This window comes from Paenibacillus xylanilyticus (genome assembly GCF_047246825.1).
Classification (GTDB): Bacteria; Bacillota; Bacilli; order Paenibacillales; family Paenibacillaceae; genus Paenibacillus; species Paenibacillus xylanilyticus_B.
Genome location: NZ_JBFOLB010000001.1, coordinates 1,006,308 through 1,031,761, shown reverse-complemented (window position 1 = coordinate 1,031,761; position 25,454 = coordinate 1,006,308). Strand labels below are relative to the sequence as shown.

At 44.2% G+C, this 25,454-nt stretch carries 27 protein-coding genes; 23 read left to right on the top strand and 4 right to left on the bottom strand.

Annotated elements, in window-relative coordinates; translation table 11 throughout:
* Nucleotides 1-20: 20 nt before the first annotated feature.
* From AB3N00_RS04385 to AB3N00_RS04365, 5 genes are all read left to right on the top strand, one after another.
* On the top strand, nucleotides 21-365 hold the full coding sequence (locus AB3N00_RS04385; RefSeq protein WP_413033483.1) for a YojF family protein: 345 nt from the start codon (nucleotides 21-23) through the stop codon (nucleotides 363-365).
* Between the two features lie 23 nt (nucleotides 366-388).
* A complete protein-coding gene (gene bshB2 / locus AB3N00_RS04380) occupies nucleotides 389-1,063 on the top strand; it encodes a bacillithiol biosynthesis deacetylase BshB2 (RefSeq protein ID WP_413033482.1) in 675 nt (224 codons plus the stop codon).
* A 191-nt stretch (nucleotides 1,064-1,254) separates the two neighbouring features.
* Entirely contained in the window at nucleotides 1,255-1,686 is a 432-nt protein-coding gene (locus AB3N00_RS04375; RefSeq protein ID WP_413033481.1) for a MarR family winged helix-turn-helix transcriptional regulator, read from the top strand.
* A gap of 98 nt (nucleotides 1,687-1,784) precedes the next feature.
* Nucleotides 1,785-2,867 (top strand): YhgE/Pip domain-containing protein, encoded by a 1,083-nt coding sequence (locus AB3N00_RS04370; RefSeq protein WP_413033480.1) that lies wholly within the window; start codon nucleotides 1,785-1,787, stop codon nucleotides 2,865-2,867.
* A gap of 235 nt (nucleotides 2,868-3,102) precedes the next feature.
* Nucleotides 3,103-3,939 (top strand): alpha/beta fold hydrolase, encoded by an 837-nt coding sequence (locus AB3N00_RS04365; protein ID WP_413033479.1) that lies wholly within the window; start codon nucleotides 3,103-3,105, stop codon nucleotides 3,937-3,939.
* Nucleotides 3,940-4,027: 88 nt separating this feature from the next.
* Here AB3N00_RS04365 and metE read toward each other — a convergent pair whose 3' ends face one another.
* Nucleotides 4,028-6,322 carry a 5-methyltetrahydropteroyltriglutamate--homocysteine S-methyltransferase gene (metE, locus tag AB3N00_RS04360; protein ID WP_413033478.1) on the bottom strand — a complete coding sequence of 765 codons (2,295 nt, stop codon included), beginning with the start codon at nucleotides 6,320-6,322 and terminating at the stop codon, nucleotides 4,028-4,030.
* A 119-nt stretch (nucleotides 6,323-6,441) separates the two neighbouring features.
* Between metE and AB3N00_RS04355 the strand changes: the two genes are divergently transcribed.
* Together AB3N00_RS04355 and AB3N00_RS04350 are read left to right on the top strand one after the other, a co-directional pair.
* On the top strand, nucleotides 6,442-6,645 hold the full coding sequence (locus tag AB3N00_RS04355) for a DUF6366 family protein (RefSeq protein WP_413033477.1): 204 nt from the start codon (nucleotides 6,442-6,444) through the stop codon (nucleotides 6,643-6,645).
* A 209-nt stretch (nucleotides 6,646-6,854) separates the two neighbouring features.
* The gene (locus AB3N00_RS04350; protein ID WP_413033476.1) at nucleotides 6,855-7,328 is read left to right on the top strand and encodes a GNAT family N-acetyltransferase; all 474 of its coding nucleotides are present in this window, start codon (nucleotides 6,855-6,857) and stop codon (nucleotides 7,326-7,328) included.
* A 187-nt stretch (nucleotides 7,329-7,515) separates the two neighbouring features.
* On the opposite strand, the gene AB3N00_RS04345 is transcribed toward AB3N00_RS04350, so the two are convergent.
* Nucleotides 7,516-9,831 (bottom strand): MMPL family transporter, encoded by a 2,316-nt coding sequence (locus AB3N00_RS04345; protein WP_413033475.1) that lies wholly within the window; start codon nucleotides 9,829-9,831, stop codon nucleotides 7,516-7,518.
* Nucleotides 9,832-9,864: 33 nt separating this feature from the next.
* Nucleotides 9,865-10,476: a TetR/AcrR family transcriptional regulator gene (locus tag AB3N00_RS04340; RefSeq protein WP_413033474.1), complete on the bottom strand. Its 612-nt coding sequence runs from the start codon at nucleotides 10,474-10,476 to the stop codon at nucleotides 9,865-9,867.
* A 263-nt stretch (nucleotides 10,477-10,739) separates the two neighbouring features.
* On the opposite strand from AB3N00_RS04340, the gene AB3N00_RS04335 reads away from it, so the two are divergent.
* From AB3N00_RS04335 to AB3N00_RS04285, 11 genes are all read left to right on the top strand, one after another.
* On the top strand, nucleotides 10,740-11,753 hold the full coding sequence (locus AB3N00_RS04335; RefSeq protein WP_413033473.1) for an ROK family protein: 1,014 nt from the start codon (nucleotides 10,740-10,742) through the stop codon (nucleotides 11,751-11,753).
* Nucleotides 11,754-11,793: 40 nt separating this feature from the next.
* Nucleotides 11,794-12,375 carry a sugar O-acetyltransferase gene (locus tag AB3N00_RS04330; RefSeq protein WP_413033472.1) on the top strand — a complete coding sequence of 194 codons (582 nt, stop codon included), beginning with the start codon at nucleotides 11,794-11,796 and terminating at the stop codon, nucleotides 12,373-12,375.
* A 228-nt stretch (nucleotides 12,376-12,603) separates the two neighbouring features.
* Complete coding sequence (locus AB3N00_RS04325) at nucleotides 12,604-14,088, top strand: ATP-binding protein (RefSeq protein ID WP_413033471.1); 1,485 nt, start codon at nucleotides 12,604-12,606, stop codon at nucleotides 14,086-14,088.
* The gene (locus tag AB3N00_RS04320) at nucleotides 14,081-14,773 is read left to right on the top strand and encodes a response regulator transcription factor (protein ID WP_413033470.1); all 693 of its coding nucleotides are present in this window, start codon (nucleotides 14,081-14,083) and stop codon (nucleotides 14,771-14,773) included. Before AB3N00_RS04325 ends, AB3N00_RS04320 begins: the two co-directional genes overlap by 8 nt.
* 119 nt (nucleotides 14,774-14,892) lie before the next feature.
* Nucleotides 14,893-16,398, top strand: coding sequence for an S-layer homology domain-containing protein (locus AB3N00_RS04315; RefSeq protein ID WP_413033469.1), 1,506 nt, complete (start codon nucleotides 14,893-14,895; stop codon nucleotides 16,396-16,398).
* A gap of 13 nt (nucleotides 16,399-16,411) precedes the next feature.
* A complete protein-coding gene (locus AB3N00_RS04310) occupies nucleotides 16,412-17,122 on the top strand; it encodes an ankyrin repeat domain-containing protein (protein WP_413033468.1) in 711 nt (236 codons plus the stop codon).
* Between the two features lie 291 nt (nucleotides 17,123-17,413).
* Entirely contained in the window at nucleotides 17,414-17,854 is a 441-nt protein-coding gene (locus tag AB3N00_RS04305) for a hypothetical protein (RefSeq protein ID WP_413033467.1), read from the top strand.
* A gap of 72 nt (nucleotides 17,855-17,926) precedes the next feature.
* Nucleotides 17,927-18,250, top strand: coding sequence for a hypothetical protein (locus tag AB3N00_RS04300; protein WP_413033466.1), 324 nt, complete (start codon nucleotides 17,927-17,929; stop codon nucleotides 18,248-18,250).
* A gap of 57 nt (nucleotides 18,251-18,307) precedes the next feature.
* Nucleotides 18,308-18,961 carry a GNAT family N-acetyltransferase gene (locus AB3N00_RS04295; protein ID WP_413033465.1) on the top strand — a complete coding sequence of 218 codons (654 nt, stop codon included), beginning with the start codon at nucleotides 18,308-18,310 and terminating at the stop codon, nucleotides 18,959-18,961.
* On the top strand, nucleotides 18,916-19,374 hold the full coding sequence (locus AB3N00_RS04290) for an NUDIX hydrolase (RefSeq protein ID WP_413033464.1): 459 nt from the start codon (nucleotides 18,916-18,918) through the stop codon (nucleotides 19,372-19,374). The genes AB3N00_RS04295 and AB3N00_RS04290 overlap by 46 nt, the downstream gene beginning before the upstream one ends.
* A gap of 267 nt (nucleotides 19,375-19,641) precedes the next feature.
* On the top strand, nucleotides 19,642-20,685 hold the full coding sequence (locus AB3N00_RS04285) for a phosphotransferase enzyme family protein (RefSeq protein WP_413033463.1): 1,044 nt from the start codon (nucleotides 19,642-19,644) through the stop codon (nucleotides 20,683-20,685).
* Nucleotides 20,686-20,700: 15 nt separating this feature from the next.
* On the opposite strand, the gene AB3N00_RS04280 is transcribed toward AB3N00_RS04285, so the two are convergent.
* Nucleotides 20,701-21,042, bottom strand: a complete 342-nt coding sequence (locus tag AB3N00_RS04280) for a winged helix-turn-helix transcriptional regulator (RefSeq protein WP_413033462.1) — start codon at nucleotides 21,040-21,042, stop codon at nucleotides 20,701-20,703.
* Between the two features lie 105 nt (nucleotides 21,043-21,147).
* On the opposite strand from AB3N00_RS04280, the gene AB3N00_RS04275 reads away from it, so the two are divergent.
* The 5 genes from AB3N00_RS04275 (at nucleotide 21,148) to AB3N00_RS04255 (ending at nucleotide 25,452) form a co-directional block, all read left to right on the top strand.
* On the top strand, nucleotides 21,148-22,005 hold the full coding sequence (locus tag AB3N00_RS04275; RefSeq protein ID WP_413033461.1) for an arginase family protein: 858 nt from the start codon (nucleotides 21,148-21,150) through the stop codon (nucleotides 22,003-22,005).
* A gap of 109 nt (nucleotides 22,006-22,114) precedes the next feature.
* Nucleotides 22,115-22,621 carry a GNAT family N-acetyltransferase gene (locus tag AB3N00_RS04270; RefSeq protein WP_413033460.1) on the top strand — a complete coding sequence of 169 codons (507 nt, stop codon included), beginning with the start codon at nucleotides 22,115-22,117 and terminating at the stop codon, nucleotides 22,619-22,621.
* Between the two features lie 247 nt (nucleotides 22,622-22,868).
* Nucleotides 22,869-23,621, top strand: a complete 753-nt coding sequence (locus tag AB3N00_RS04265; RefSeq protein ID WP_413033459.1) for a response regulator transcription factor — start codon at nucleotides 22,869-22,871, stop codon at nucleotides 23,619-23,621.
* Nucleotides 23,590-25,245, top strand: a complete 1,656-nt coding sequence (locus AB3N00_RS04260; protein WP_413033458.1) for a sensor histidine kinase — start codon at nucleotides 23,590-23,592, stop codon at nucleotides 25,243-25,245. Before AB3N00_RS04265 ends, AB3N00_RS04260 begins: the two co-directional genes overlap by 32 nt.
* 39 nt (nucleotides 25,246-25,284) lie before the next feature.
* Nucleotides 25,285-25,452, top strand: a complete 168-nt coding sequence (locus AB3N00_RS04255; protein WP_413033457.1) for a hypothetical protein — start codon at nucleotides 25,285-25,287, stop codon at nucleotides 25,450-25,452.
* The last annotated feature ends 2 nt before the right edge of the window (nucleotides 25,453-25,454 follow it).

Here is a 25,454-nt window from a genome sequence, read left to right as displayed (position 1 = left end):
GACCATATAAGGAGATTACTATGCAGCTTATACAACCTCAAGATGTTCAAGCCCGGATCAATCAATTCATCGATCAGGATCTATACTTACACCTCGAAATGACCACCGGTGCATACGCGAATCATTTCGACAGCACTCGTCACCCGGCGTCGGCCTTTATTTCGAATGCATCCATACGATATACACAGGGATCCATCTCCGGTACGAACCCATACCGAGTGGGCTTAAAGACTACTGCAGGTTGGGTATATGCAGAAGGCCTTACACACATCGACGAAAATGAAAAGGATCGATTAATTCTGGCTGGCCACGATAGTCAAGGCAAGTTGGTTGTCGCATTTCAATTGAGTCGGGAGAGTTTCTGATGAAAGCGGAGGATAGAAACAGCATGAAAAATAAAACATACGAAAATGAACGTATTTTAGTGGTGTATCCCCATCCTGACGACGAAGCCTTCTCCGTTGCCGGAACGTTGGCCAAATACATAGATGGTGGCGCCTTCGTCACCTATGCTTGTTTGACGTTGGGAGAAATGGGTCGCAATATGGGCATTCCGCCGTTTGCCAATAGGGTTACTCTGCCAGCCATCCGGAAGAAGGAATTGGAAGAGTCCGCTCAGGCCATTGGAATACAGGATTTGAGAATGCTCGGTTTTCACGATAAAATGATCGAATTTGAAGATCCATACTTGCTCGACACTCGAATTATGACACTGGTTGAGGAACTTCATCCGACTCTGGTGATCACATTTTACCCAGGTTACAGCGTTCATCCGGATCACGATGCTACCGGAGCCGCCGTCATCCGGACAATTTCCCGAATTCCGGCAGAGAAGCGTCCAAACGTTTATTGCGTCGCGTTCTCCAAAAACCATGCGCAGGCCATCGGGAAACCAGATGTGATCGTTGATGTAGCTGAATTTATAGAACAAAAAATGGGATCCATTCAAGCGCACCGATCGCAGTTTCAGGCTGCGGAGCTTGTCGGTAACCAAAAACTGAGTGATAAAGAAATTCAGAACAGATTCGGCAAAGAAACATTCTGGACCTATCGATTCGAGTAATCGTAGCTTACAACAATGGTTTTGCGAAATAGATATGCAACAAGCCGCCTGTATGGCGGCTTTTGTGTATTTTTCACAAGAACCTCTTCCGACGCGGAAGAAACTAAAGATTGACAAAGGTTAAAATTAAAGATATTCTTCATAAAGAATATTAATAGGCTATGCTAGTATTTCGGGGAGGGTTTAACCTAATGTCACCTCATCAAGAGAATGATCCCATTGGTTTGTTACTATCCAGAACATACTTTGTTCACAAAAAAAGAGTCACACATTTACTGCAGGATTACGGTATAACACCCGAACAATTTGGTGTACTGGCATCGCTGTATAAAAACGAAGGCATCACTCAAAAGAAGTTATCCGAACTCCACGGTAAAGATCAAACGAGTGTTGGCAAAACACTGGAGCGATTGGAACTGAAGGATCTTATTATTCGAAGTACAGATCCTGTTGATCGGCGAGCAATCCTGCTGCGACTTTCTGAGCAAGGGAAAGAGCTTTATTTACGGGTTCTCCCGCTGATGGATGATTTGGATCATTCATTGAGGGATTTAATTACCCCTGAAGGGGCAGATCAACTTGCCATTTTGCTTAACAAAATCTATAAAAAGATCTCCAGCTGATCCGTCAGCTGACTTTTTTTGCCGAAATACATGCATAGCCTATTATATGCTAGCCTATTAATTAGTACCCGGAGCATATCCAAGAAGGAGAGAAATTCATGACCGTTTTTTCAGTATTAAAAGATTTCTTTAAGATTCTACAAACCAAGATCGGATTGGTCTTTGCGTTTGTCGTTCCATTAATATTTACCATTGTGTGGTTAACAGGATACAACGGAGCGACAGAACGAGTAGATCAACTTAGTATAGGTATCGTTAATTCCGATGGAGCCCAGGGACAGAGTATCGAAAAAATGATCAAGGAAAGTGTGCCTTATAAAACAGAGAATTACTCAACTCTGGAAGAAGCGCAGCAAGTGATGAATGATGGGGATATCGGTATGATCGTAAGCATTCCTGCTCAGTTCTCTGCCAACATGGACGAGGGCAAAGGGGAATTAACGTATTATGTCAATCAGGCCGCTTCGGATGTTTCCAGATCCATTTTGGAAGGTTCAGCTGAAGGCATATCTACCAGTGTAGGTGCTCAGCTATCGGGGATCGTTCAAAAAGAAGTGGTAACGACAAATGTGGTTAAGACCAATAATATCACCAATTTTGCACTTAGCATGCTGCCCATGATCCTCGGTTTTATCACCTATATTGCAGTCATGACCATGAATATTCAATTAAATCTGTCGACCATGATGCTTAGCCGCAAGTACGATCGATGGAACATTTTCTGGGCAAGACAGCTTCTGTTATTAATCGTGTGTATCGTAGCTCCTCTAATTATTACAAGTGTAGCCATGTTGTTTGTCACACCTGTCGCTTCCTTCTGGGAAATGTGGGGATTCCATATTCTCGTTTACATCGCCTGCGTGTGTCTGACACAAATGTCTTTTGTACTATTTGGAGGTTTGGGTGCACTGTTTAACGTGGGCATGATTCCTTTCCAGCTCATGACAGCAGGTAACATTATCGCGACCGAAATGCTCACACCATTCTATCGTCACATTGGGGATTTCCTGCCTGCATCTAACGCCGTACGGGGATACGTTCGACTGATATATAGCGGAACGTCCGTAACTTCGATCGTGATCAATCTCATTTTGATTGCTGTAGTTACATGGGGAATAACAGTAGCACGCATGGCTTTGCATAAATCGCCAGCAGCAGGCGCGGCAACGAGTGCCCACTAAGCTAAGTTAGAAATTATATTTTTTGAAAAAATAGATTTGCATAAGAAGTCGCCTATCAGGCGGCTTTTTTGCTGCAACATGAGAGCTCCTCTTCTGATGATCAAACACTCTATTCTTCGAAATAAAATCGCATGTTTCTATTTAGTTCTTGGGTACAATTGACAATACTAGATTGCATATGTAGCATTTGAATAGTAACAAACTAATAGATCATAACTAAACGGAGGGATTTTCCATGGCTAAAGTAAATGTAGGCGAAGAGAATGCACAACCGATTGAACTGTATTACGAAGATCATGGCGCGGGAAAACCCATCATCCTTATTCATGGCTGGCCTTTGAGTGGACGATCCTGGGAGAAGCAAGTACCTGCCCTGATTGAAGCGGGCTACCGTGTTATCACGTATGACCGTCGTGGCTTTGGTCAGTCTTCCCAACCTTGGGATGGTTATGACTATGACACATTTGCTTCTGATTTACATAAATTGATTACACACCTCGATTTGCGCGATGCTGCACTGGTTGGTTTCTCCATGGGAGGCGGCGAAGTGGCTCGCTATATCGGAACATATGGAACAGAGCGGGTTTCCAAAGCGGTATTTGCAGGTGCTGTGCCTCCTTACCTGTATAAGACAGAAGACAATCCTCAAGGAGGATTGGACGATGCAACGATTGCAGAATTCCAAAATGGGGTTAAGGGAGATCGCCTAGCCTTTTTAGATGGATTTACGAATAACTTTTTCGCTGCAGGCGATCGTACAGATCTGGTGAGCGAACCTTTCCGCGTATATAACCGGGATATCGCTGCTCTGGCATCACCTAAGGGTACTCTGGATTGCATTGCTGCCTTTGCTCTTACCGATTTCCGTCAAGACCTGGAGAAATTCAATATCCCGACGCTGGTTATTCATGGCGATTCGGATGCTATCGTGCCGCTTGAAGTCAGCGGACAACGCACACATGAATCCATCCCTGGCAGTCGCCTTGTGGTTGTTGAGGGTGGACCGCATGGCTTTAATGCCACACATGCTGAAGCATTTAATGCGGCGTTGATCGAATTTTTGCAGGACTAAGCACTGATTAAGTCTCCTCAAAAAAATACGTAATACAAATAAAGCAGGACACCCTAAACTGAAGAGGGATGTCCTGCTTTTTTAACGATTAGAGAACTTTGACTGTATCATATTGTTCACGGGCAATTTTGGTTGCATCAACCATGTTTCGCAAGGAAGCAACCGTTTCTTCACGTCCGCGGGTTTTCAGACCGCAATCCGGGTTAATCCAGAACAGGTTGGGGTCAAGTACACGCAGAGCGCGGTCAATCATGTTTGTCATTTCCTCCAAACTTGGAATACGCGGACTATGGATATCGTATACCCCTAACCCAATGCCAAGTTTGTAAGTGTTTAATTCGAAGCTGTGAATCAGCTCTCCATGACTGCGGGAAGTTTCAATGGAGATTACATCAGCGTCCATGGCTTGAATTGAATCAATCATGTCATGGAATTCGCAATAACACATATGTGTATGAATTTGGGTTGTCTCTTGTACCGTGCATGTGGAAATGCGGAAAGCTTTGACTGCCCAGGCAAGATAGTCCGCTTGTTCATTTTCCTTGAGAGGTAGGCCTTCGCGAACAGCAGGTTCATCCACCTGGATCATGCCAATGCCTGCCTGTTCGAGAGCTTCCACTTCCTGTCTGAGCGCATATGCCAATTGGTAAGCTATGTGCTCACGGGGAATATCTTCACGGACAAAAGACCAGTTCATAATGGTAATCGGTCCGGTCAGCATTCCTTTTACCGGCTGCTTGGTCTGTGACTGGGCGTATTTGGTTTCTTCAACCGTCATTTCCTGGACAAATGCCACATCTCCAAAAATGATCGGCGGTTTCACACATCGGGAACCGTAGGATTGCACCCACCCAAACTGGGTAAACGCGAAGCCAGCGAGCTTCTCACCAAAGAATTCCACCATGTCTGTACGTTCAAATTCTCCGTGCACGAGAACATCCAGCCCAATGTCTTCCTGAATTTTAATCCAGGTATCAATTTGCTCCCGGATAAAGTGGGCATATTGCTCGTTGTCTAATTCGCCCTTGCGCCATAATTGACGCGCTTTGCGTACCTCGGCGGATTGGGGGAAACTTCCGATCGTAGTTGTCGGAAAAAGAGGCAGCTGCCATTTCTCCTGCTGAGCGGCATGACGTTTGGCAAATGGGAGGGAGCGCTCTGGTTCTTGTACACGGAGTGATGCAACAGCCTGCTGAATATCGATGCGGTAGCGCTCTTCGGATTGTTGAAGAGACAGCAGTGCCTGATCTGCGTTATCGATCTCGGCAAGGAGGTCAGTACTGTCGGTATTGCACGCTTTTGTCAAAAGAACAATCTCATTCAGCTTCTCATCTGCGAAGGCGAGAGAACTCTTCAACGCAGGCGCAAGTTTCGTCTCACGTTCGGTTGTGACAGGCACATGCAGCAGGCTGCACGACGACTGAACGATTAGACGTTCAGGTGCTACGAATTCAGTCAGTTCTTCGAGCAGAGCCAGTTTTTCCTTCAGTGAAGCTTTCCAGATCCCGCGTCCGTCAATGACGCCCGCTCCCAAAACCTTGTCCGCCGGGAAGCCCAAATCCTTGATGGATTGCAGATTAGCGGAGAGTCCATGTACCAAATCCAATCCGATTCCTTGCACCGGAAGTGCAATAATTTCGCTATAGTTCTCCACGGACTCGAAGTAGGTTTGCAGCAATATGTTCAAGCTGGGAACCTTCGCTGCAAACGTCTGATATATTTTCTGCAGCAGCTGTAAGTCTGTCTCGCATAATTGGGTGACCAGTACGGGTTCATCGATCTGTACCCATTGAACACCTTCTTCTGCCAGTTCCTGAAGCAGCTGCGTGTACAGGGGAAGCAAGCGATCAATCCAAGCTTCAGTCTCGGATTTATCATAGCCCTTGGAGAGCTTCAAAAAGGTCAACGGACCAACAATAACCGGCTTTCCTTCGATCCCGAGGTTTTCTTTGGCTTCGCGATAAGCGATAAGGGGTTTATTTTCGGTAAACACCGGGGTTACATCATTCAGTTCAGGGACGATATAGTGATAGTTGGTGTTAAACCATTTTGTCATTTCGCTAGCTGCAGCGTCCTTCGTTCCCCGGGCAATGCCGTAATACACGGATAGAGGAACAGCACCGCCGTCATATGTAAAACGCTTCGGAACAATCCCGAACATCACGGCTGTATCCAGGATATGGTCATAATAACTGAAGTCGTTGACTGGAATGAGATCAATTCCTTGATCTTGCTGTTTACGCAAATGAGCCAGCCGGATCTCCTGTAAATGTGTATGAAACGCTGCTTCTTCCAGTTTACCTGACCAGAATGCTTCCAGTGCTTTTTTCCATTCCCGATCTGCGCCAATACGCGGGTAACCCAAAATGCTACTTTTTGTCATAACCATAACCCCTCTTCAATGTGTTACAGAAAAGTTATCACAGAAAAGAAGCTATAATGTAATTCCATTAAATTATATCCAGCTATAGCTTAAGGCTATATCAAGAGGAGGGGATAATGATGAACACAGATCAAGAAACTCCGGAAAGAAAAAGGGAGCGTTTAAGACAAGAAGAGCATCAAAAAAATGCTGCTGGCACATTCAAGGATGGGTTGGATCGTGCGCAATTTGGAAACTTGGCAGAGCTGATGGGCAGTTTGGGTTGGGTCGGCACAGGAGTGGTTATCGTCGTGATTATAACCGTTTTTATGTGGTTAAAATAAAGTCCTTATCGTTCGTTCTTGTGAGACTGTGCATCACAATATAACACAAGATTATGGTCATCAAGTCGCCAACTGGCGGCATTTTGTTGTAGATAATCTCTTATTCAAAAGATCTATCGATGGAACAATTGACGCTGCCTGATACGGGTGTTACTTTATATATATACGGTAATGCCAATAAAACCAATAGAGTTAAGGGGGTTTGAGTTATGTCATTGGTCGTACGAGCGGCTGCTGAGGATGTTCGCAGTGAGGATTCAGAACAGTTGATCAGGGAATTAAGCCATGAGCTTGGCCTGTTATATGGGGGAGATGGAACCGCTGGATTTCAGCAATCGGACGTCGAGGTGCCGCGCGCAGCTTTCATTGTTGCCAGACTGGATGGGCATCCGGTGGGATGCGGAGCCATCAGGCCGCTGGATGATCAATCCGTTGAGGTTAAGCGCATGTACACAAGACCCGGTTATCGTCGTAAAGGAGTTGCCCAAGCCATCCTTACTGAAGCCGAGCGTCTTGCTGCTGAATTTGGCTATACCAATTTGAAGCTCCAAACGGGGCCACTTCAGCCGGAAGCTGCAGCACTTTATGAAAGAGTGGGGTATTACAGTATCCCTATTTTCAGTGGCGACTGGGACAAGGTTCTGGCTTTTCAGAAAGACTTAGTGCATGAACGGGTAAAATGAACCCTCTCAAACTCTCCCACATAAACAAAGCACCTTCAAGGTCATGCATCCCTGTCGCCAGACAAGGATGCAACCAAGAAAGTGCTTTTGTTTGATTGATTATATAGATAACACAATCAATTGGATTAAATAACGAGATTAATCTAAATGATGTCAGAGGCTAAATACAATCTTCGTCAAAATTACCTTACTGTTTTTCTTTTGCATTGAGTTCAGCAATGAGCTTGTCGCCTTCAACATCAAGGTTAGGAAGCAAACGTTCCAGCCATTTTGGCAGCCACCAGGCTTTATCTCCGAAGAGAGACATGACAGCCGGAACCAGTGCCATTCGAACAATAAATGCATCAATCAGAATCCCTAAGGCCAAGGCGAAGCCAATCTGCTTGATCATAATATCATGTGTGAAAATGAATCCTGCAAATACGGACACCATGATAATGGCAGCTGCAACCACAACTCGGCTTGCCATCTGATAACCATTCATAACACTTTGATTACCGCGATGACCGTGTACATAGGATTCCCTCATCGAGGATACCAGGAAGACCTGATAGTCCATGGCCAAGCCGTAGAGAATCCCTGTAACCATGATTGGAATAAAGCTAAGCAGAGGACCGCCCGTATCAAAATCGAACAGTGCCTTTGCCCATCCCCATTGGAAGACGGCAGTGGTCAGACCGAACGTGGCCAAAATACTAAGCAAAAACCCTATCGTTGCCTTGATCGGAACGAGGATGGACCGGAAGACCAAAAGAAGAATGAGTAGTGATAGAACAACTATAATTCCGATATACACCGGGAAAACTTCAGCCAGTTTGGCAGACATGTCAATGTTGACCGCTGTCAGTCCGGTAACACCAAGTTTCATGTCGTGATTAACCGCAATGGAAGAGTCCGGGGAACGCAATTCTTCAACAAGCTGCTTGGTTGCTGAGTCTGTTGGACCTGAATCCGGAATGAGGCTTAAAATCGCCATTTTGCCATCTTCACTCACACCAGCAGGTGTCACGACAGAGACATGCTCGAATTGTTGCAGATCCTGTGCGATACTGCCCAATGTTTGCAGGGATACGGTCTTGGAAGCATCTGTTGGTTCGGCGACAATGAGCAGGGGACCGTTGAATCCTTCCCCGAAACCTTTCGTGATGGCATCATAACTTTGACGTGCTGTAGTATCCAGGTTGGCAGTAGCACCGGAAGGCATACCCAGTTCCATTTTGGCAACCGGGATTGCAGCAGTTCCCAGAATAACAATGACGCCTACAATCACAAGCCAACGGAATTTCACGACACCAGAGATCCAGCGGTTCGCAAAACCGTTTGATTTTTTATGTGCTTTGGACTGATTGTTCTCCCTTGCTTTACGAGAGCAGATGCGATCACCCAGAAGACCCAGCAATGCCGGGAGAAGAGTTAGGGCGATAAGTACGCTGAAGAGTACGGTAACCGATGCAACAATGGCCATCATGCTCAGGAAGGTGATGCCAATAACCAGCATTCCACAAAGTGCAATGATTACCGTTAATCCAGCAAAGAACACGGCACTACCTGCAGTGCCGACAGCTCTGCTGGCTGCTTCGCGTGCATTCAGATTTTGGTCAAAAATCAGTCTCCGCTGACGATTGACGATGAATAACGCATAGTCAATGCCGACGGCGAGTCCGATCATGAGGGCCAAAACAGGTGTAAAGGATGTCATCGTTACGAAACTGGATATGGCAAATGCGCCACCTACACCAGCCGCCACTCCAAAGAGGGCAATGACAATCGGCAAACCTGCGGCAACGATTGAACCAAGCGTCATGAACAACACAATTGCAGCAATGATCAAACCATAGATTTCATTCGTTCCGATTGGAATACCCACTTCTTTCAAGGAATCACTAGGTAATACCGTGATGTTGGTACCTTGTTCAGCTTCGCTTACGGCATTCACTATTGAATCCGTGACACCTTTTGGCAGAGAGTTTTGTTGTACGGTGAATTGAAATTGGAATAGAGCAACATCCCCAGCGTTTGAGATCAACACCCCGGGTACAGGCATTCCATCAATCATCAATGGGCCATAAGGAGGCAGGTTGCTTGGATCCGCACTCGCTTGGCCGGCTGCAGCCGCACTTTGACTGGCCTGTTCTTGCATGGCTGAGGCATCAGCGCCACTTGCAGCAGCTAACTCAGCAGGATTAATTACATAATCGTTTTTATAGACCTCGCTTACTGCCTTACTGATAGCTGCCAGATTCTCTGGCGTATCCAGCCGCTCACCTTCAGGAATATTAAATATCACGCTTCCCTGGCCGCCAGAGGCTTCAGGAAGTTCTTTTTCCAATTTGTCCAAAACATTTTGGGATGCTGTTCCTTCGAGTTTAATGTCCGAGGAGACATGCACGCCGTTCATACCAAGCGCTGTTCCTACAATGCCGAGCACCAAAATCCATCCAATAATGAAATACCACGGTTTGTCGTAAGCCGTTTTCCCCAGCCTGTAGAGTAATTTAGACATTGAATTGATTTCTCTCCTTTTATCTCTATTGATCTAAAATCCATCTCGCAAATACTTAAACATAGAATCTATGTACTCATCGAATGAAATAGATTCTTCCTTTTCTCCTGAAGAGAGCCCGGGTAGTTGTATGTGGACACTGCCGTCCAGCATAGGGATGATTGCTGCACACACAGCTCCTGCAAGAAAGTGATTATAACCAGCCGGGTAGCGGTCTCCGAACAATTCACTTAACATCAATTTAGCTCCATGTTGCAAGCGATTTAAGAGGGTAAGCGTGTGGGGCATTAAGCTCGGATAAGACTTAGACAACTCCAAAATCTGATGAATTCGACGAAGAACTTCTTCAGTCAATTGCATCTTAATGAACTGATACATGACCTCAAGCGGCGTTGTATCTTCGGGCAGGTTACTGATCATTTCGAAGTATTCGTCCATCCTGTGAAAATGCTCGCCTGCCATAACCACAGCTTCTTCCTTACAGGAGAAATGGTTCGCAAACGTTCTTCGCGAGTATCCGGCACGCTGTACGACATCCTCAACTACAAATCCGTCCATTCCATGCTCTAATGCTAATTGAAATGCAGCTTCAGACAGAGCACTTGCAGTGGCTTCCTTCTTAATGGCACGTAAACTTTGTTTCAATTGGTCTCACCTCCGGTTGCTTCCATGAGTTAAAGAATACATCTATCATATCAACTCGTTGCCCAATGTGCAATTTTACCCAAAGAGAAATTTTGCCCATAAGGAATTTTTATAAATCTAATTATCATGTTATGTACGATGTCCCAATGATTAAATGTGTAGACAAGACTGAATAAATCAATTATGTTAATACTTAACGAAAGTGTTTTTATAAGTGAATGGAGGTGGAAAAAATGACGAAGGGGCCCATTACAAACAACACGATGCGAGTTAAGAAAATGAACCAGGAATTGGTGCGTCAAACGTTAAAAACGATGAGACAGGGTACCAAGTCCATGGTGGCACAGGCAACAGGCTTGAGTGTCGCGACCTGCCGCAGCATATTGCTTGATCTGCTGGATGCGGGTGAGCTCGTAGAGCTCGATTTGGAGGAATCGAGTGGAGGTCGGCCTGCTCAGATTTATAAATATAACGAAAACTATTCCTATATCGTTTGCCTTATGGTCAAGGCTGGGATCGATCAGCACTCCATCACCTATGCCGTTGTTAATCTGGCGGGAGAGGCGGTGGAAAAAGGATGCGAGATGACGGAATTAGAGCAAATGAATGATGCATTCATCTATCAGCTGATTGATCGGCTTATAGAGAATTATCCGCAAATCCGAGCTGTGGGTATTGGTGTTCCAGGTGCGGTTCATCAAGGAGTCATCAATGTGTCTGATATCCCAAACCTGGTTCATGTTCCGCTCGCCGCCTCCATACGAGAAAAACATGGTGTTGAGGTTATTGTAGAAAACGACATGAACCTAACCGTTTACGGTCTGTATCAGAAGCAGGAATACGAAGATGAGAAGTCCATTGTCGTTGCCACATTCATTGAAGGCTCTTTTCCAGGTGCAGGCATCATGATAGATGGACACATACACAGGGGGAATACCCGGTTTGCTGGAGAGATCGCCTTTTTACCGTTAGGATTGACCCATGATGAACAGTTCAGGCAGCTCCATAATCGAGACACCTTTCATCCGCTAGCGGCCCGTGCGATATCGAGCCTGATTGTTGTGATGAACCCGGAAACACTTGCATTAACGGGCAATCTGGTACAGCCAGCAGATGTGGATATTATTCGCAATGAATGCCTGAAGTACATACCAGAGATGCATATGCCACAGTTCAGATTGTTGGACGAACCAGATGAGGATTATATGTACGGATTAATTACGATGACGCTGGAAAGCCTCTCCTATTCGCTGGAACTGGTGGAAAAGCGGAGGTAACGTAGATGATTAGAAAACAGAGAGGAATGTGAAACATACGATGAAAACGGAAAAACAGAAGATGCTGGACGGAGAGCTTTATATGGCCTGGGACCCTGAATTGACGCGTGATCGTGCATATGCTAGACGAATGACACGCATGTTTAATCAGAGTACCGAAACGGATGAGGAACTCAGGACAGACATGTTGAAGAAATTGTTGGGGTCAACGGGGGAGCATATAGGCATGGAGCCCAACATCCGGTTCGATTACGGTTATAATATCCATGTGGGCGACCACTTTTATACCAATTTTGATTGTACCATTTTGGATGTTTGCGAGGTGCGGATAGGCAGTCACTGCATGTTTGGACCAGGTGTTCATATCTATACGGCTACACACCCGATCGATCCTTTCGAAAGAAATAAGGGGCCGGAATATGGTAAACCGGTAACGATCGGTAATAATGTTTGGGTAGGCGGAAGAGCCATTATCAATCCAGGAGTGACCATCGGGAACAATGTTGTCATTGCATCCGGAGCTGTGGTAACCAAGGATGTTCCGGACAACATGGTTGTTGGAGGTAATCCAGCGAAGGTGCTTAAGGAAATTGAAGTCCCACAACAAAAATTTACGTTGTAGTGTAGGACACCAGTGAATCCGATGTTTTCAAAGAACGTTTAAAAACACCCGTACCAGGTAAGTTCCTGATACGGGTGTTTCGTTTTAATTGACGAACTAACTTGGTTACATACATAACGAATCGTCATGCGATTACGGGCACTCTTTTTTTGCATATGGGCAATGGGATCGATCTTGTGTTAACATGTGCACTAACTAATCCTATAGCATGTTTAAGAAGGGGAACCCATGTCAATTCGAATAAAAATGCTACTGTCCTTCACGGGCATGCTCGTCATAAGTCTACTGTTCATCCTGCTTACGGCAAGTCTTTATACGATTGCGGCTACAGGGGATTTGCAGAGTTTTCGTGATATTTACAAGGTACATTATCAGATCAATCCACTGACTGAGCAGGGAGAAGCGATCTTTCAAGAGATGAAGTTTTTGGCCAAAAATGATCCCGACGAGCTGCAAAACAAGGTTTTGCTGCGTGAGTACGATATGAAGCTTCGAGCCGAGAAGTCAGGGCTTTACGTCAGACGGGAGAATAGCCAGATCTTCGAATCGCTGACCTTCAACCAGCCTGAGCTGAAGCAAGCACTGCCTGCCTATGATCTTAACAATTATCAGATTCGGAGCACTTTCAACATTAGTGAACGTTTCTATGCGTATGCGAAATTTGATTTTCAGTATTCAGATGGAGAACGGGGAAGTATCTTCGTTATTCGTGAGAGAAGTCCCTTTGCGGAGCTTACGCGCAAGCTGCTACCTGTGATGTCACTCCTGCTTATCGGTGTTCTCATCATTGCGAACCTGCTCTTGTTCCGCTGGATCACTCGCAGCTTCATTAAGCCGTTGAATCAATTGAAGACTTCAGCTGAACATATTAAGAATGGGAATCTATCCTTTAAACTTCAGCTCAGTTCCAATGACGAGGTTGGACAGCTTAGCGAGGCTTTTGAAAGCATGCGGAATCAGCTGCAGCGCTCCAATGCGTTACGACAGCAAGACGAAGCGAACCGCAGAGAACTGATTTCCAACATTTCGCATGACCTTCGCACACCGATCACCAATATTAAAGGGTATATCGAGGGCATTCGTGATGGAGTAGCCAACACGCCGGAGAAAATGGAGACATACGTAAATATCATTCACTCCAAAGCAGTCAGTATGGATAAGTTGGTGGATGAACTGTTTCTGTATTCAAAGCTCGACTTGAATCAAGAGCCGTTCCTGTTCAAGGTGGTAGACCTCGTCGATTTTCTTGAAGACAGCATTGAAGAGCTGAGATATGATCTGGAAGACAAGGGAGTTGCCTTGGATTGGGATAATCAGGCGTCTCGTCCGGTCAAGGCTTCTGTGGATCTGGATAAATTAAAACGCACCGTTGTGAATGTAGTGGATAATGCACTCAAATATATGGAAAATGAAAACAAGCGATTCGGCATCACGCTTCAAGCAGATGACGAATGGATTACGATGGCTTTTAAGGACAATGGGAAGGGAATACCGGAAGAGGCGCTGCCTCATATATTTGAACGCTTCTATCGGGCAGAGCAATCCCGCAATTCATCAACGGGCGGAAGTGGGCTCGGACTGGCGATAGCCCGCCAGATCATTGATGGACACGGAGGCTTCATCTGGGCGAAAAGCAAACGGGGTGAAGGTACGATCATTTATATTAAACTGAAACGGCTGATGGACGAGAAGGGGATAAGAGGCAATGACTAACATTTTGATCATAGAGGACGAAACAACGATAGCGGAACTGGAACGGGACTATTTTGAGCTCAACGGATTTTCTGTGGACCTCTGCCATACCGGAGATGAAGGGCTGAAGAGGGCACTGGAGGGAAACTACAATCTGATCATTGTGGACCTGATGCTTCCGGGACTGGACGGTTTTGAATTGTGCAGGCGCATTCGCGAGGTGAAGGAGGTGCCGATCCTTGTCGTCTCCGCGAAAAAGGAAGAGATCGATAAGATCAGGACTTTCAATTTGGGCGTCGATGATTTTATCACTAAACCGTTCAGTCCAAGCGAGTTGGTTGCAAGAGCAAAGGCTCATTTGACCCGATACGAGAGACTCCTCGGCAAAAACAAACCAGCTGAGCAGGATGAAATCCACATTCGTGGTCTTCACATCGACAAGGGATCACGCCGTGTTTTTGCCAATGGAGAAGAGGTTGCGATCACAACCAAGGAATTCGATCTGCTCGTATTTCTTGCGAGTCATCCCAACCGGGTATTCAGCAAATCTGATCTGTTTGAGCGCATCTGGGGCATGGATTCCAGCGGTGATATTGCAACGGTTACCGTCCATATTCGCAAACTGCGTGGGAAGCTGGAGGCGGATCCCAAAAATCCGGATTACATTGAAACCGTCTGGGGCGCGGGCTACCGGTTCACCGTATAAGTTTCGAGAAATATTAGATCCAGTTTATAATTTGTTAATATTTTTGTCCTTGGGAGTTTCTTTTTGTCCTCTATTCTATAGGTACAGGCAACTACAACCTATAGAGGAGGAATTCAAACATGAATCCTACAACCCGAAAAATCGCTACATTTCTAACCATAACTGCATTAGGTACTTCTGTATTCCCATTAACTTCTAATCAAGTACATGCAGCTACATACGTGACTAACGTTGCCGCAGCAACGACACAGCTTACCAATCAGCAGATCGACGCTGCTGTCAAAGAACTGAACAGCTTGGGAATCATGAACGGATATGCCGATCAATCCATGGGTGAACATAGAGCCATTAGCCGTGCAGAGTTAGCGTCACTGGTGTATAAAACATTTAATCTGGAGAGCAAGACAGGAGAAAACGTCGAATTGACGGACGTGAATCCGAACGCGTGGTATGCACCTTATGCATCAAAGCTCGTTGAACTCGGCATCATGCAGGCGAACGATGGTCAATTTAATCCGCAAAGTCATGTGTCGGATGCAGAACTCGAACAAGTCGTATCCAAAGCAATGCAGCGCGATGTAAAATCCGTGCACCATTGGATGAGCACTTTCTACTCTGAGAACGGCTCAGCAGCGCGAGGCGAAGCAGCGGTGCTGCTGCAAACGGCCCGTCAGGCGCTTCCTTCTGACCAGGCTCAAATCCAGAGTGTTCGATCGTTGAATGCCATTACGTTAATTGTCACCTTCGACAAGCCGCTGACAGCAGCGGATGAAGCATTTGCCAAGGCTCAGACAGATTTTGCATTCAGTGGTGGACTGACGTTAACCAATATGCCTCGTTTGAAAACAGGCTCCATCGCGACATATATCGTCCCAACCTCCGTTCAAAATGCGGGGGAAACGTATAACCTTACTTATAAAGGCCAAGATGCTGGTTCCTTTGAAGGCAGTGGCACGAAGTTAAATATGACGACTGCCAGTCAAGTAACAAACGATACATTCGAGATTGAAGCATTGCAAGAGAACGGTGTAGTGGATTACGGTTATATTATTTCGGCTTACAGCGGTGGACGAGGAGCTAATGCATTTGTGCTGAATGATCAGGAGCAAGCTGGAGGCAAAATATATCAAGTAATCTCTTCCATGCAGGCAAGACAAGTTATAATTACGCCAGAAGGTGGCGAGCCAATCGTTGCCAAATATGTTCCGTTCACGCAATCGACAGATGGCAAACAAGAACCGAAGTTCCGTTTGCCTGAAGGTCAAACGCTGCAATCCGGTGTCACATATACGGTTTCTTCTGACTGGGCAAACATCGACAATGCTTCATTCACTGCGAGATCGTTTGATGCGCTGGAGATTGCAAATGCTCAGGCTGTAAGCGAAACCTCAATTGAAGTTACGCTTGCGCAAGATCCTGGGGATGAACTGTTCTCTGGTCGAAGTGTAACGTTAACATCACCTAGCGGTGACGTTCTGACAGCCACTTATAAATATTCAAGCCGAAAAGGTGCAACTGGAGTGTTTGACCTTGTCAATGATGGAAAGTTGACGTCAGGCACTACCTATACGTTAAGCCCAGTAGGGGACTGGAGTGTCGCTTCATCGGTAATCGTGACACCGTAGGAAGGGAGGCAGTATGAGTAAGTCGCTGATGATGGTCATCCTATTAAGCAGTATTTTCATCGTCCAAGGCTGCGTGTCTGAACAGAATAACGACTATACATTGGAGGAGAAGATGTCGATGACTTCACTGGACATACAGTTGTTAGAGGCAGCGGAGCAAAGAGACACCGAAAGTATCGAAAAACTTATCGAAGAGGGCGCTAAGATTAATGCTCAAGACGAGAACGGAAGAACGGCTGCCATGATTGCGACTTATAATAATGATCTGGCATCAGCCGCGATGTTAATTGAAGCTGGTGCAGATGTTAATGTACAGGACGATATGAAGAATAACCCGTTTCTGTACGCTGGCGCTGAAGGATACTTGGATATTTTGAAACTTACGATTGAGGCAGGAGCGGACCCGGCGATCACGAATCGATATGGAGGAACAGCGCTTATTCCGGCTTCGGAGCATGGATATGTGGATGTAGTGCGTGAACTGCTGACTCAAACTTCAGTGAATGTGAACCATGTTAATGAATTGGGATGGACGGCACTGCTCGAAGCAATCATATTAAACGATGGCAATGCACGTCAGCAGGAGACGATTCAATTACTCATTGATCATGGAGCAGATGTGAACATTTCGGATCGCGATGGTGTGTCACCGCTCAGTCATGCGAAGAATAAAGGCTACAAGGAAATTGAAGAGATTCTGGTTCGAGCTGGTGCGAAAATGTAGGAGAAAAGTGACAAGGCAGCACGCTTAGATATCATTGTTAGAATATTTGTACATCAAGTCGCCTATATGGCGACTTTTTTGTTTTAACAACTATTTATTTTGGATATTGAATATATTCCCTTAACTATATAATTCTTCTTCATTGGAGTAATATGGGTTATCATAAGTATGTTACTTTCATATCTGTCAGTTAGTGGACTTTAAATGAAAGGTTTGGAATGGATTCAAACAACCTTTGTGAATATAGGATGATAGCTTAAGCTGAACTTTAATGGAGAAAGGAGAGAAGGTATGGAAAAAACATTTAAAACAATCTATCCAAGGGCCAAAATAAATTTACTAGCGATGTCCATATTAGAAATTGTTTTTTTTATTAATCTGAATGAAAGCGATGATCAATGGTCCAGATTTTTTTACTCGTTTATGAGCATAACGATTTTGACTTATATCATCGTGCTGTTGAAAATGCTCTTCACTAAACTGACGTTTACTTTAGGAACCGATTATGTCATCTGTTCAAAAGCCAACAAGTATGAATCTTCTCAGATTGAATCTATTTATATGGGTTATAGAAGAATTGGTTTTAAACTATATAATCGGCGATTGGTACCTATGGATTTGTGTTTTTATTTTGACAAGGATGAGGAGAACGAAGGATTAAGGGAACTGAATGAATGGGCAGAACACAATAAGATAGAAGTGAAAAATAAATTTTTTCAGACATTAATGTAAAGATGGAGGTTTATCAATCTTTTAAAAACATATTTAATCTGTACTACAATAGATGGGTGAAAGGATTATCTCATGAAAAGAATGATGCTCTCTGTACTTTTACTACTAATTCTTAGTGCATGTAATAATAATCAGTTTGATAAAGAATCATGGTTAACAGAACCAGAGAAAAGAAATAGCATGGTGTACAGCTTGATAAACAAGTATGAACTTATTGGCATGACAGAAACGGAGATTATTGATTTACTTGGTGAACCAACACAAAAGGTAAATGAGCCTTCTCATCAATTTGTATACTACTTGGGAAGAGCGGGTTTTGGAGTTGATGACAGCTTGTTAAGACTGAATTTTAATAAAGACAGCGAAATTGAAAGTCATGAGGTGACTAACGATTAGGGAGTTTGCCAAATGAGGTAGTTAAAGAATCTATGCATGGAAGGGAAGTGGTAAATCATGATTACACTCAGAAAAATTACACTGGATAACCGACGTGCCATATTTAACCTGGAAGTAGCAGAAGAACAGCAAAAATATGCTGCATCGAATCTTTCAAGTGTAGCTTCTTGTTATGTTCTTGCAACCAATGGAGGTTTCCCTTTTCCGTTTGCGATTTATGCAGATGAACAACCCGTAGGTTTTGTTATGGTTACATATGGAATCACCGGTTATGATCTTCCTGAAATCGCTGACAACAACTACTGTATTTTACGACTCATGATTGATAAAGAGCACCAGAAACAGGGCTATGGTCGTGAAGCGCTGAAGAAAACGATAGAGTTCATTCGAACTTTCCCAGCTGGTCCTGCGCGATTATGTTGGATTCCGTATAGCCCAGACAACTTGGCTGCAAAAAAGCTGTATGAGAGCCTAGGCTTCAACGAAAATGGTGAAGTGTGTCACGGTGAGCTTTGTAACTGTACTCGAACTCTGAGTTTAATCAGTAGAGAGCTTATTAATCGAACTACAACAGAAGCATTCAGGGTGCCTTGTTGTTTGATTCTATGGCATTCTAAGGCAAACCGACCACCACCATTTGTCTGTCTTCTAAATGAGGAGGAAATATGGATTATATTAAATGGATCAGAAGTAAGGTCGGAAAAGACATGATTATCCTGAATTTTTCGGGGGCGATTATTGAGAACAATAAAGGAGAAATTTTACTTCAGAGAAGAAGGGATCGAAATGCATGGGGGTTCCCCGGAGGTGCAATGGAACTGGGAGAATCAGCAGTAGAAACTGCAATTAGGGAAATAAAAGAGGAAACGGGTTTAATTGTATCGATCGGAGATTTGGTTGGCATATATACAAAGTATTTTGATGAATATCCCAATGGAGATCAGGCTCAGACTATCGCATTTATGTATCACGGAAAAGTTATCGGAGGTCAATTGGATGCTAGCAATGAGGAGAGCATTGAACTGAGATTTTTCAGCCCTGATTTCGTTCCAGAACTCTTTAACCAGCAACACAAAGATGCTTTTGAAGACTTTATAAATAACCGAACAGGAGTCAGTAGATAGCATGGTAATTATAAACCTTAAATAAATCAGCCCTAAGGATTGTCTGCTGCTATCTCTAAATACTCAAAGAACAATTAAACCATGGTCATCTCAATGTCATGGTTCTTCGACTATTTTAAAAAAATTTCACCCTCTTGAACTCACCTATAAACAAAGGTAAAAGTCAATTAATAATGAATCATTACATATTTCGGTTGCACCAAGAAACCTATAATTGTTTAGGACAGAAGCAAGGCTCAATTTAAAGGATGATGAGGAGGAAGGTGCATGAAAGATTTTTTTCGCTATGACACGGCTGAGCAAAGAAAGTCTCTGCTAGGACGGGCCAGAAATGTCGCTTTATCAGCGCTACAGCAGTATGATTTGGCGTGGGAACGCATTCAGTTTATTCAATTGTCGGATACGATTACATACAAAATCGAAACAAGTACAGCGGATTCGTATTTGCTTCGCATTCATTCCGATCGTTGGAGCAAGGAAGCAATCCAGTCAGAACTTATCTTTCTTCAATCTTTAAATGCTTTGGATGAGATATATGCCCCAGTGGGAGTAGCATCAATAAAAGGTACTTATGTTCTGGAGATCAACACAGCTGAGGGTTATAAACGACCGTATGTCACGGTGATGAAGTGGGTGGAAGGAGAGCATCTAAACGGTGAAATTACAGGGAATCATGCAGCTATAATGGGAGACATGATGGGGAGACTTCATCAAGCAGCGGCCAAGTTTATCTCACCTCCGGGTTTTGTAAGGCCGGTCTGGGGAGCAGACTCTTTTAGAGGTGAGATGGCTAAGCTGGAGCACTATTATACACGTTTTCTATCACATCAAGCCTGGACAGAATATCAGCATGCTGCCGAAAAGATTTTCGCTACACTTGCCGATATGGACGTAAATAAACAAAATTACGGAATGATCCACGCTGATTTGCATATCGGTAACATCGTTTTCAAGGGTGATCAACCTTTTCCCATTGATTTTGGAAGATGTGGTTACGGCTTTTTTCTCTATGACCTGGCAGGTGCTCTAGTGGGACTCTATCCAAGAGACCGAATGGTTTTTATTCAAAGTTATGAAAAGGTGAGGAGACCAGGAACGGATGTTATTCGGGACTTGGAATGTTTCTTTATCATGATTATGATTGAGAATTACTGTCATCACGCTTCTGATCCGGAAGAAACCTCAAGATTAATAGATGAACAACCATATGCTCAAGCGTGTATAAGAGAATTTTTAAAAGGAAACCCTTTTTTGTTTAATCCCATTGAACCAGTGGAGATCGATAGATCAACATTTGAACCTGAAACATAATTGAATGGCTTTATATTAGTTGTTTTGATTCTTCACACCCCACTCACACAACTCTTCCATGATCGGAAGCAGCGTCTCCGCTTTGGCTGTGAGACTGTATTCGACTTTGGGTGGTATTTGAGGATATTCCTTTCGGTTCACCAGACCGTCTGCTTCCAATTCCTTTAATTGTGAACTTAATGTTCTATACGTAATGGCTCCAATCTGCCTTTGCAGATCATTAAAGCGAACGGTGTGACCTTCGGCCAAAAGGTAGAGAATGACCATTTTCCATTTGCCGCCGATTACAGACACCGTATAACCAAAAGGGGTATCCTGGATGTTCTTCACTTTGCCTTTATATTCAGCCATACTCATATGTACACTATCCTTCCGGGTAGTACCTACCATTAAAGTGCGTACTACGATTATATTTTCGTTCAGTTTATACTAGCCTTACTTTCAAGTAAAGGAGAGTATGACATGTCTAAAAAAACAATACGCCTGTTAATGCCGCAATGGCAAGGGGGCGACAATCCTAACTATTCTTTTGGAGCCGAACTCCTAGCCTGGCTGGCTCCGGATCATGATCAACCACTTATTAAAGTTCCCGTTCAAGCATATGATGGAACTCCGCTTGTAAATGAGAACGGTATGCATGGAAGAACACAGCTGCTGGAACAATTAGAGGCTGCCGAGCATATCATCCAAGCCCATAAGCCTGATCGCATTGTTATGTTTGGTGGCGATTGCTTGGTTGAACAAGCTCCATTTGCCTACCTTAACGAACGATATGGCGGTGAATTAGGGTTGATCTGGATCGATGCTCACAGTGATTTGGTACGATATGTAGGCTATGATAATGGACATACACTACCGCTGGGAAATCTTCTGGGAGAGGGAGATCCGGAGTTCGCAAGACACGTGAAAGTGCCTCTGAAACCTGAGAATGTATTTATGGCGGGATTGACAGCTCCTACAGAACAAGAAACGGAAGTCATTCATAGACTGGGGATCAAAACAGTTGGAACAGAGGAGTTATCCAACAGCACTGAAGTGATTAAAGAATGGATTAGAAAGAGTGGCATCAAACATCTTGCAATTCATCTCGATCTGGATGTACTGGACCCCACAAAATTCCGTTCTCTGTTATTCGCTAACCCTGATAAACCGTACGACTTGTCTCCAGCGGGTACCATGCCAATACCACAACTTCTTCACCTGATCAAGGAACTGTCTGAAGAGACCGAAGTCGTTGGATTAGGCATAACCGAGCACATGCCGTGGGATGCAATTAACCTGAAACATTTGCTTGGGGAGATACCTATTTTGAATACCTGAAGGTTAGAGGAATGAAACTTTGATGTGACTAACATTCTATCGGAATATTTGATAATATTTAGGGAGTCTGAGTCATACCAGAGAGATCCACGAAAGGCAGGCCATACCCATGAATCTTATATTTCCGCAAGTTAGCACATCAGAAGAAATCGCAGAGCTGTCCCGTTTGGCCGCAGAAATCTGGCAGGAATATTATGTAGCTATCATTACTCTTGAGCAAATTGATTACATGATCCAAAAATATCAATCCGAGTCAGCCATTAAGGAACAGATCGATCAACAGGGATACGAATACTATTTCATCCAACGTGATGACTCTCCTGTCGGATATATATCAGTAAGACAAGAAGAGGGCAAGCTGTTCCTGAGTAAATTTTATATCGGCAAGGAACATAGGGGACAGGGCTTCGCCAGCCAAGCGTTTGCTTTTCTGGAGCAACTATGTATAGAACGAGGCATTAACCTGATCTGGTTGACAGTCAATCGTCATAACGAATCCAGTATTGCTGTGTATGAGAAAAAAGGATTCCAGACGGTTCGGGAACAAGTTGCTGATATTGGCCATGGATATGTGATGGATGATTTTATCATGGAAAAAGAAATTATCGTTTCTTAAACGAAATAGACCTATGGCAAGTTCCAACAATGGTCAGATGTAGATACAAGTGAACATCGTTACGCTGGAGAAGTCGCTAAATTGGCGGCTTTTTTGGTCTGAAAAAGACGGCTATTGAAATGCTGATTATAAATGAAAGCCCTTTCTTAATTCTATGATATACTACGTTGTAACTGGCATATCATGAATAACATGTTTTTCCCATTCTCTATATCCTCTCACTTTCACTCGCAAAGGAGATGTCATGATGTTTAATGTTCTGGTTGTTGACGATGAGTCTGTTCAAAGAGAAGGAATTAAGAATTTGATTGCTCACTATGGCTTTCCTTTTCACATCATGGAAGCGGAGAACGGAAAAACCGCGGAACGGATTCTGGTTCAAAATGCAATTGATATCCTGATCACTGACGTCAAAATGCCACTCATGGACGGATTGGAACTTAGCAAGCAAGCACGCAAAACGCAGCAGAACCTGGATATTGTCATTTGCAGTGGATACGATGAGTTTGAATATGCCCGCAGTGCCATTCGACTGGGCGTCGTGAATTATTTGCTTAAACCACTGGTGAAGGAAGAGTTTCTGCAGGTCATGGTGGATATCACAAAACTGAGCCCGTACGGTGGGCAGTCTGAACCTGAATCCATGGAAATGAAGGTTATTCGGCAGGTTAAGGACTACGTGAAGGATAATCATCAGAAAGATATTTCATTGTCTGAAGCAGCACACGATGTGTACCTGTCACCAGGATATTTAAGCATTTTGTTTAAAAAAGAAACCGGGGAGAACTTCTCGAAATATTTGACGGATTACCGGCTGAGCCGTGCAAGTCATTTGCTGGTTCACTCGAATATGAAAATCAATGACATTGCGGTGGCTGTCGGCATTGACAACCATTCCTACTTTGCCAAGCTGTTCAAAAACAAGTTCGGCATCAGTCCGTTACAGTTCAGAGAGTGCGGGGTGCTTCATGATCGGGTGGATCAAGAGCAGATTCAATGATATCAGGTTCCGTAACAAGCTGCTGCTTTCTCATCTGGTCATTGCCCTTATTCCGATTCTTCTGCTTGGACTGCTCTCCTTCATTCAATCCTACCGTATTCAGATGAAAGAGCTGCGAAGTGAAGCGGAAGCAAGTCTGGAGCAGGTGGCGAGCATCATGGATTACAAAATCAATCGGTACAATACGCTGAGCGAGTTTATGGTACTTAATCGGGAATTTTCGCAGATATTTACCAAAGATTACGATGATAATTATTATAATATGTACCTGGATTTTCGTGACATTATGGAGCCATTGATCTCAAACATCAAAATGATGGACGATAATATTGAAGGGATTACCTTCTATACTTCCGGAGAGCTTCTTGGTATTCGCAATAATATATTGCCAATCGGGGAGTTCAGGAGCCAAGCGTGGTACGACGGTTTCCGAGGCAGGCGCTGGGTTGTGGACGGGGAGAAGCTATATCTGGTTCAGGAACTGATCAGCAACCCGAAAGACAGCAACTTTATGGTGATTTCCATTCAGCATGACAGCATCTTTGGAGATCTGGATAATCTGTCTGAGCATGTGTCCGTTCATATCGAAGACTCGGATCAGCAGGTTATTTTTCAGGAGAACAGAAAGCAGAGTGGTGCAACGGGATTGGAGAAAAGGGATTCCAGCGATCTGAGCCTAAACCGATCACTCTCCAGCAATGGCTGGACGATCCATTATAGTCTGCTGAATACCAATGCGTATGCAAATGCAATGGGCATTTTTCAAATAACTCTGTTTGTCATTATTCTCAGCCTGATCATTACCTTTCTGCTGATTTATGTCATCTCCAACAACTTTACGCGCCGGATTCTTCGTCTGAAGTACAAGGTTGACAAGGTTGAACGGAACAATCTGGAAGTGATCATTCAGAGTTCATCCCGGGACGAATTCGGTGAACTGACGAACGGCATCGGTAAAATGCTCAGAAGAATCAACAGCCTGATCTCACAGGTATATCACGCCGAGATCGCCAAGAAGGAAAGTGAATATAACAGGCTGATCAGCCAGATTAATCCTCACTTTCTGTATAATACACTCTCATTTATCCGATGGAGAGCCGAGAAGAAGGCAGACATTGAAACCAGTTATATGGTATCGGCATTAGCCCGTTTCTACAGAACGACATTGAACCAGGGGAGACATATGACCACAATTGAGGCTGAAACCCAGCATATTAAGGCATATCTGGATTTGCAGCTCATTATGAATGATGGTCTGTTTGACGTGGATTACGATATTGATGAAGAGTTGCTGCAAGCTGAAGTGATTCATTTTGTTTTACAGCCTATTGTAGAAAATGCTATTAAACACGGTTTTGTAGAGCCGGATGCGACGGATTACTGCATTCAGATTACGATCAGCCGGGTGAGTGAAGGTATAAAATTAGCTGTAATGGATAACGGCGTAGGCATGATGCCTGAACAAATCGTGCGGTTGCTAACCAGTGAAAATGGGGGATGCGGGGTGAGGAACGTAAATGACCGAATCAAACTGTATTATGGACAGGATTATGGACTCGCCATTCGAAGTGAGCCGGGACACGGAACAGAAGTGTCTATGGTGATCCCGACTTCTTCAGCATAACAACTAAACAACAGACAGGCTCAAAACAAAACGTTAGAAATGAAGGCGGTTGCTGCGGCAGCCGCTTATTTAGTTCTCCGTACAAGTGATGAACGATGGCGGCAGGAAAGTGGAGGTCATGAAAAAAGTGATACATATCCGAAAAAAATTGCATATACGCCAAAATTGAAAACGCATACAATTTTGTTATTCAAGCAAATCAAATGAAG

Bases quoted from the DNA above. Each gene is read 5' to 3' on its own strand.
- AB3N00_RS04385 (WP_413033483.1), top strand. From the start codon at position 21: ATGCAGCTTATACAACCTCAAGATGTTCAAGCCCGGATCAATCAATTC.
- bshB2 (WP_413033482.1), top strand. From the start codon at position 389: ATGAAAAATAAAACATACGAAAATGAACGTATTTTAGTGGTGTATCCC.
- AB3N00_RS04375 (WP_413033481.1), top strand. From the start codon at position 1,255: ATGTCACCTCATCAAGAGAATGATCCCATTGGTTTGTTACTATCCAGA.
- AB3N00_RS04370 (WP_413033480.1), top strand. From the start codon at position 1,785: ATGACCGTTTTTTCAGTATTAAAAGATTTCTTTAAGATTCTACAAACC.
- AB3N00_RS04365 (WP_413033479.1), top strand. From the start codon at position 3,103: ATGGCTAAAGTAAATGTAGGCGAAGAGAATGCACAACCGATTGAACTG.
- metE (WP_413033478.1), bottom strand. From the start codon at position 6,322: ATGACAAAAAGTAGCATTTTGGGTTACCCGCGTATTGGCGCAGATCGG.
- AB3N00_RS04355 (WP_413033477.1), top strand. From the start codon at position 6,442: ATGAACACAGATCAAGAAACTCCGGAAAGAAAAAGGGAGCGTTTAAGA.
- AB3N00_RS04350 (WP_413033476.1), top strand. From the start codon at position 6,855: ATGTCATTGGTCGTACGAGCGGCTGCTGAGGATGTTCGCAGTGAGGAT.
- AB3N00_RS04345 (WP_413033475.1), bottom strand. From the start codon at position 9,831: ATGTCTAAATTACTCTACAGGCTGGGGAAAACGGCTTACGACAAACCG.
- AB3N00_RS04335 (WP_413033473.1), top strand. From the start codon at position 10,740: ATGCGAGTTAAGAAAATGAACCAGGAATTGGTGCGTCAAACGTTAAAA.
- AB3N00_RS04330 (WP_413033472.1), top strand. From the start codon at position 11,794: ATGAAAACGGAAAAACAGAAGATGCTGGACGGAGAGCTTTATATGGCC.
- AB3N00_RS04325 (WP_413033471.1), top strand. From the start codon at position 12,604: ATGTCAATTCGAATAAAAATGCTACTGTCCTTCACGGGCATGCTCGTC.
- AB3N00_RS04320 (WP_413033470.1), top strand. From the start codon at position 14,081: ATGACTAACATTTTGATCATAGAGGACGAAACAACGATAGCGGAACTG.
- AB3N00_RS04315 (WP_413033469.1), top strand. From the start codon at position 14,893: ATGAATCCTACAACCCGAAAAATCGCTACATTTCTAACCATAACTGCA.
- AB3N00_RS04310 (WP_413033468.1), top strand. From the start codon at position 16,412: ATGAGTAAGTCGCTGATGATGGTCATCCTATTAAGCAGTATTTTCATC.
- AB3N00_RS04305 (WP_413033467.1), top strand. From the start codon at position 17,414: ATGGAAAAAACATTTAAAACAATCTATCCAAGGGCCAAAATAAATTTA.
- AB3N00_RS04300 (WP_413033466.1), top strand. From the start codon at position 17,927: ATGAAAAGAATGATGCTCTCTGTACTTTTACTACTAATTCTTAGTGCA.
- AB3N00_RS04295 (WP_413033465.1), top strand. From the start codon at position 18,308: ATGATTACACTCAGAAAAATTACACTGGATAACCGACGTGCCATATTT.
- AB3N00_RS04290 (WP_413033464.1), top strand. From the start codon at position 18,916: ATGGATTATATTAAATGGATCAGAAGTAAGGTCGGAAAAGACATGATT.
- AB3N00_RS04285 (WP_413033463.1), top strand. From the start codon at position 19,642: ATGAAAGATTTTTTTCGCTATGACACGGCTGAGCAAAGAAAGTCTCTG.
- AB3N00_RS04280 (WP_413033462.1), bottom strand. From the start codon at position 21,042: ATGAGTATGGCTGAATATAAAGGCAAAGTGAAGAACATCCAGGATACC.
- AB3N00_RS04275 (WP_413033461.1), top strand. From the start codon at position 21,148: ATGTCTAAAAAAACAATACGCCTGTTAATGCCGCAATGGCAAGGGGGC.
- AB3N00_RS04270 (WP_413033460.1), top strand. From the start codon at position 22,115: ATGAATCTTATATTTCCGCAAGTTAGCACATCAGAAGAAATCGCAGAG.
- AB3N00_RS04265 (WP_413033459.1), top strand. From the start codon at position 22,869: ATGTTTAATGTTCTGGTTGTTGACGATGAGTCTGTTCAAAGAGAAGGA.
- AB3N00_RS04260 (WP_413033458.1), top strand. From the start codon at position 23,590: ATGATCGGGTGGATCAAGAGCAGATTCAATGATATCAGGTTCCGTAAC.
- AB3N00_RS04255 (WP_413033457.1), top strand. From the start codon at position 25,285: ATGAAGGCGGTTGCTGCGGCAGCCGCTTATTTAGTTCTCCGTACAAGT.